The sequence below is a fragment of the Stenotrophomonas sp. genome (assembly GCF_032099025.1).
GTDB lineage: Bacteria > Pseudomonadota > Gammaproteobacteria > Xanthomonadales > Xanthomonadaceae > Stenotrophomonas.
Genome location: NZ_DAMCID010000052.1, coordinates 1 through 5,905, shown reverse-complemented (window position 1 = coordinate 5,905; position 5,905 = coordinate 1). Strand labels below are relative to the sequence as shown.

Below are 5,905 nucleotides of genomic sequence, written 5' to 3'. Positions count from 1 at the left end.
TCCGGGGAGCCGGCCAGCGGCCGGCACTACGGGCTCCGCACGATGCTGGGTTCCGGGGAGCCGGCCAGCGGCCGGCACTACGGGCTCCGCACGATGCAGGGTTCCGGGGAGCCGGCCAGCGGCCGGCACTACGGGCTCCGCACGATGCTGGGTTCCGTGCGGAGCCGGCCAGCGGCCGGCACTACGGCGCTTGGCTAGCGCCTCGCGCTCGGTTAATGTGAAGAACTTCCTGTCTTCACATGCCCCCTGCCCGTGCGCGTTCTCATCGTCGACGATCACACCCTGGTCCGCGCCGGCCTCAGTCGCCTGCTCCAGGGCTTTGCCGACGTGGACGTCGCCGCAGAGGCCAGCAATGCCGAGCAGGCCCTGCAGATGGCCATCCAGCATTCGCCCGACGTCATCCTGATGGACCTGTCCCTGCCGGGTCGCACCGGCCTGGAGGCACTGAGCGACATCCTGCTGCGCGCCCCAGGTACCCGGGTGGTGATGATGACCATGCACGATGACGCGGTGCACGTGCGCGATGCCCTGGACCGCGGAGCGGTCGGCTTCGTGGTCAAGGATGCCGCGCCCCAGGAACTGGAACTCGCCCTGCGCGCCGCGCACGCCGGCCAGGTGTTCCTGAGCCCGCAGATCTCGGCCAAGATGCTGGCGCCCATGCTGGGCCGCGAAAAGCCGGTGGGCATTGCCGCGCTGTCGCCCCGCCAGCGCGAGATCCTGCGCCAGATCGGCAAGGGCGAAAGCAACAAGGAAATCGCCGCCGACCTCGGCATCAGCGTCAAGACGGTGGAGACCCACCGCGCGCGGATGATGGAGTCGCTCGGCTGCCGCCGCGCCAACGACCTGCTCCTGCTGGCCGCCCGCCACCAGCACGAATTGGAATAGAGCGACAAATCCCCGACACCTGAAGCCTTCAGACTCGGCCTCCGTCGGAAATTTGAACCCGCCGCACGCCGCCCGCCCACGAAAACACAGGGCTTCCGCGGCACAGAGCGTCAAATAACTGGAATACGGTAGGGAATCTCCCCACACGCTGTCGGGAGCTTGACGACCCCTATCAGGAACCCCCTGATTACCCCCCCGCCGGATCACAAGCAAGATGTGTTCCAGAACGCACCGGGGAGTCGGTGCGACGGGGAAAAACGCATGAAGCCGATGATGTCGACCCAGCTGGGTCAGCAGCTGCACCTCACGCCGCAGCTGCTGCAGTCGATCCGCCTGTTGCAGCTGGACGGCATGCAGCTGGAGCTGGAGATCCGCCGTGCGTTGGAGACCAATCCGCTGCTGGAGCTGGAAGAGGCCCCCGAGCAGACCGCCGCCGACACCAGCGACGCCACCACCACCACCGACGTGGCCGCGTTCGACGAACTGCCCGAGACGGCGATGTGGGACGTGGCCGGTGCCAGCTGGCACGACGGTGACGACGACCGCCTGCAGCGCATCGCCGCCGACGAGTCCAGCGATCCCCAGCTGCGCGCCCTGCAGCGCCTGTCGCTGGAGCTGGATGACCGCGAACTGGCCGTGGCCGCTTTCTGGCTGGAGCATTGCGACGACGCCGGCTACCTGGACGCGCCGCTGGAGCAGCTGACCCTGCTGGCCAGCGCCCACACCGATATCGACGCCGCCGGCGTAGAGGCCGTACGCCAGCGCATCCTGCACGGCGACCCGGCCGGGCTGGCCGCCCGTGACCTGCACGAATGCCTGTCGGTCCAGCTGCACACCCTGCATGGCCGCGTGCCGGCCCGCCATCTGGCCCGGCGCGTACTGGACCAGGGCCTGGAGCACCTGGCCGTGCACGACTACCCCGCCCTGGCCCGGCAGCTGGACGCCGAAGTAGCCGACATCCATGAAGCGGTGCGGCTGATCCTGTCGCTGCAGCCGCGGCCGGGCGAAAGCCTGCTGCCCGGCAGCACCGGCGTGGTCATTCCCGATGTGATCGCCTGGCATGCCGACAACCAGTGGCGCGTTGCACTGAACCCGGCCACCAGCCGCCGCCTGAGCATCAACCCGAGCTATGAGCACGCGTTGAGCGACGCCGGCGACAGCGCCCAGCCGCTGCGCGACATGCTGCAGGAAGCCCGCTGGCTCACCCGTGGCCTCTCGATGCGCTACGACACCCTGCTGCGCACCACCCGGGTGATCATCGAGCGCCAGGCCGGCTTCCTGACCCGCGGTGAAGAGGCCATGGCCCCCCTCACCCTCAAGGAAGTGGCCGACGCCATCGGCATGCACGAGTCCACGGTCTCGCGCATCACCACCGGCAAGTACCTGCAGACCCCGCGCGGCACCCTGGAGCTGAAGCACTTCTTCGCCGTGCGCCTGGAAGGCGCCAGCGTCTCCGGGCAGGCCGTGAAGGCCATGGTCCGCCGCCTGATCGACGCCGAACCGGCCGGCCGGCCGCTGGCTGATGAGGCCATTGCGGGACTTCTGTCACGCCAGGGAGTGAACATTGCCCGCCGTACCGTTGCAAAATACCGGGAACAACTGGATATCGCCCCGGCGCGCGAGCGCCGCCGCATCAACGCCCGCCCGGCACAACTTGCCCGGGTCGGCTGAAGGAAGTGGAAGACATGAACAAGCTCACCGTCCTGCTGGTCGATGACCACGAGGGCTTCATCAACGCCGCCATGCGCCACTTCCGCAAGGTCGACTGGCTGGACGTGATCGGCAGCGCCGCCAATGGCCTGGAAGCCATCGAGCGCTCCGAGTCGCTGCGCCCGCAGGTGGTGCTGATGGACCTGGCCATGCCGGAGATGGGCGGCCTGCAGGCGACGCGTCTGATCAAGTCGCAGGACGACGCGCCCTACATCGTCATCGCCAGCCACTTCGACGACGTCGAGCACCGCGAGCACGCGTTGCGTGCCGGCGCCGACAACTTCGTCAGCAAGCTGTCTTACATCCAGGAGGTCATGCCGATCCTGGAGGGCTTGAAGGAGACGGCCCCATGAGCGAGTCGCGCATCCTGGTGCTGGACAATGATGCGGTGCGTGCCGAGCGCACCGTCGCCCTGCTTGAGTTCATGGACTTCAACCCGCGCTGGATCGCCGACGCGGCCGACTTCGATACCACCCGCCACCGCGCCACCGACTGGATGGCCGTCATCATCGGTGGCCTGGAACCGGGCGCGCGCAGCGAAGCCCTGTTCGCCTGGGCCGGCCAGGGCGCCCTGCCGCCGCCGGTGATGCTGATCGACGGCGACGCGTCCAGCTTCGCCCAGCGCCATGGCCTGCACGAAGCCAACGTGTGGCCGCTGGAAGCCCCGCTGCGCCATGCGCAGATGGAAGCCCTGCTGCGCCGTGCCAGCCTCAAGCGCCTGGATGCGGAGCACCAGGCCGGTGCGGTGCAGGACCAGGGACCGACCGGCGAAGGTGCCGCCGTCACCGCGCTGCGGCTGATGATCGAACAGGTGGCTGCCTTCGATACCACCGTGCTGGTGCTGGGTGAGTCGGGCACCGGCAAGGAAGTGGTGTCGCGTTCCATCCACCAGCGTTCGCCGCGCCGCGATGGGCCGTTCGTGGCCATCAACTGTGGCGCCATTCCGGCCGACCTGCTCGAAAGCGAGTTGTTCGGTCACGAAAAGGGCGCGTTCACCGGTGCATTGAGCGCACGCAAGGGCCGTTTCGAAATGGCCGAAGGTGGCACCCTGCTGCTGGATGAAATCGGCGACATGAGCCTGCCGATGCAGGTCAAGCTGCTGCGCGTGCTGCAGGAGCGCAGCTTCGAACGCGTCGGCGGCAACCAGACCATCCGCTGCAATGTGCGGGTGATCGCCGCCACCCACCGCGACCTGGAATCGCGCATTGCCGACGGCAAGTTCCGCGAGGATCTGTTCTACCGCCTCAACGTGTTTCCCATTGAAGTGCCGGCGCTGCGCGAGCGCAGCGAAGACCTGCCCGCGCTGGTCGGCACCATCGCCGGGCAGCTGGCCCGCACCGGCCGTGGCGAAGTCCGTTTCAGCGCCGAAGCACTGCAGGCCTTGGCCAGCTACGAGTGGCCCGGCAATGTGCGCGAACTGACCAACCTGGTCGAGCGCCTGGCCGTGCTGCACCCGTCCGGCAACGTGCGCGTGCAGGACCTGCCGGCACGCTATCGCGGCGATTTCGCTGCAGCGGCGCCGGTGGTGGTGGCCGCACCGGCCGCGCCGGCCGACGAGCGCCTGGACCTGCGCAGCTTTTCGTTCCACACCCCTTCCACGGGCGGCGCCACGGCACCCAACGGCGACGCCGGTGCAGCCGATCGTGCCCCGGCGCTGCCCGACGCCGGGCTGGACCTGCGCAACCACATGGCCAACATCGAGTTGACCCTGATCAACGAAGCGCTGGAACGCACGCAGGGCGTGGTCGCCCACGCAGCGCAGCTGCTGGGCCTGCGCCGCACCACGCTGGTGGAGAAACTGCGCAAGTACGGCATCGAACGCGACCAGCCCGAACTGGCGGGTTGATCCACAGCGCAGGCTGGCGCTCCAGGCCCGGGCTCACCCGGGCCTTCTCATTTTCACCTTGCCATGACAAAGCAGCGACTACGTTCGCCACACACGCAGGGTACGGGGGCTTCAGGTCCGGGCCTGCGGGGAATCGGGGGATTCTCTCGGTCGCCTGGCGCGCAGAACGCGCCAGCCCGCACCGTCGTCGAGGACCTCGATCATGGCTCGTTCCCTGCATTCGTCTGTCTCTGCGGCCCGCGTCGCCGCCCGCGTTCCCTCCCTCGCCCGCCTGGCCTTTGCGCTGGCCATCGCGCTGGGCAGTTCGTCCGCCTTTGCGCAGTCGATCTGCGACACCACCGGCGCCGCCGCACCGCCGACGGCCACCGGCACCGGCGGGTCCTTCGCCTGCGGTGACGCGGCCAACGCCAGCGGCGCCACTTCCACCGCGTTAGGCAGCGATGCCATTTCTGCGGGTGGCAACTCCACCGCGGTGGGTGCCGAAAGCCGCTCGTCCGGCGACTTCTCGTCCGCCCTCGGCCGCAGCGCCAATTCCAGCGGCGCTGCGTCCACCGCCGTCGGCTACAACGCGGCGGCCAGCGCTGCCAATGCAATGGCGTTCGGCTCGAACTCGGTCGCCAGCGGTGCAAATGCCAGCGCCCTGGGCACTGGCGCCACCGCCTCCGGTGCCGACAGCACCGCACTGGGCAATGCCGCCAGCGCGACTGCCGCCAACTCGGTGGCGCTCGGTGCCGGTTCGGTCGCCGACGAGGACAACACGGTTTCGGTCGGTGCCGCCGGGGCGGAACGCAAGGTCACCAACGTGGCGGCAGGCACCAACGACACCGACGCCGTCAACGTCAGCCAGCTCAATGACACCGCCGCAACCACGCTCGCCTCCGCCAACACGTACACCGACCAGGCGGCCGGCGACACGTTGACTGCGGCCAACACCTACACCGACCAGCAGATCAGCCTGCTGGGTGCCGGCGGAGGCGTCGCATCGGCGGACCTGGAGCAGCTGCGCACCGACATGAATGATCGCTTCGCCGGCGTTGAGGGTCGCCTCGATGGCGTGGACGCTCGCCTCGATGGGATTGACGAGCACCTGCGCAAGATGGACCGCCGCATCGGCCGCCAAGGCGCCATGACCGCGGCACTGGTGCAGAGCTCGGGCATGCCGGACGTGGGTGAAAACTACCTCGGCGCAGGGGTAGGCTGGTCCGAAGGCGAGAACGCGTTTGCCGCTTCCTTCCGCCGGCGGTTCAGCGAGCACTTCTCCGCTTCGGTGGGCGGTGCCACCAGCGGCAATGAAAGCTCGGTAGGTGTTGGCGCCGGCTTCACCTGGTAGCCCGCCACGGCGCGTTGGGCGCCCGGCCAGCCCGGGCGTCCTCAAGGACAGCGAAGATCACTGGGGACAGGGGAGGCATTGCCTCCTCTGTCCCTTTTCTGGTTCTGCTCCCATCTGAGGGATCGTTTCATTCC

5 protein-coding genes are annotated in these 5,905 nt (G+C 68.6%); all 5 read left to right on the top strand.

Annotated features, from left to right (window positions below; genetic code table 11):
- Positions 1 to 252 precede the first annotated feature (252 nt).
- The 5 genes from RT456_RS19180 to RT456_RS19160 all read left to right on the top strand — a co-directional run bounded on the left by RT456_RS19180 (position 253) and on the right by RT456_RS19160 (position 5,771).
- Positions 253 to 885: a response regulator transcription factor gene (locus RT456_RS19180; protein WP_313349024.1), complete on the top strand. Its 633-nt coding sequence runs from the start codon at positions 253 to 255 to the stop codon at positions 883 to 885.
- A 261-nt stretch (positions 886 to 1,146) separates the two neighbouring features.
- A complete protein-coding gene (gene rpoN, locus RT456_RS19175; RefSeq protein WP_313349021.1) occupies positions 1,147 to 2,556 on the top strand; it encodes an RNA polymerase factor sigma-54 in 1,410 nt (469 codons plus the stop codon).
- A 14-nt stretch (positions 2,557 to 2,570) separates the two neighbouring features.
- Complete coding sequence (locus tag RT456_RS19170) at positions 2,571 to 2,948, top strand: response regulator transcription factor (RefSeq protein ID WP_313349018.1); 378 nt, start codon at positions 2,571 to 2,573, stop codon at positions 2,946 to 2,948.
- Complete coding sequence (locus tag RT456_RS19165) at positions 2,945 to 4,441, top strand: sigma-54 dependent transcriptional regulator (RefSeq protein ID WP_313349016.1); 1,497 nt, start codon at positions 2,945 to 2,947, stop codon at positions 4,439 to 4,441. Before RT456_RS19170 ends, RT456_RS19165 begins: the two co-directional genes overlap by 4 nt.
- A gap of 202 nt (positions 4,442 to 4,643) precedes the next feature.
- Positions 4,644 to 5,771, top strand: coding sequence for a YadA-like family protein (locus RT456_RS19160; protein WP_313349014.1), 1,128 nt, complete (start codon positions 4,644 to 4,646; stop codon positions 5,769 to 5,771).
- The last annotated feature ends 134 nt before the right edge of the window (positions 5,772 to 5,905 follow it).

Bases quoted from the DNA above. Each gene is read 5' to 3' on its own strand.
- rpoN (WP_313349021.1), top strand. From the start codon at position 1,147: ATGAAGCCGATGATGTCGACCCAGCTGGGTCAGCAGCTGCACCTCACG.
- RT456_RS19170 (WP_313349018.1), top strand. From the start codon at position 2,571: ATGAACAAGCTCACCGTCCTGCTGGTCGATGACCACGAGGGCTTCATC.
- RT456_RS19165 (WP_313349016.1), top strand. From the start codon at position 2,945: ATGAGCGAGTCGCGCATCCTGGTGCTGGACAATGATGCGGTGCGTGCC.
- RT456_RS19160 (WP_313349014.1), top strand. From the start codon at position 4,644: ATGGCTCGTTCCCTGCATTCGTCTGTCTCTGCGGCCCGCGTCGCCGCC.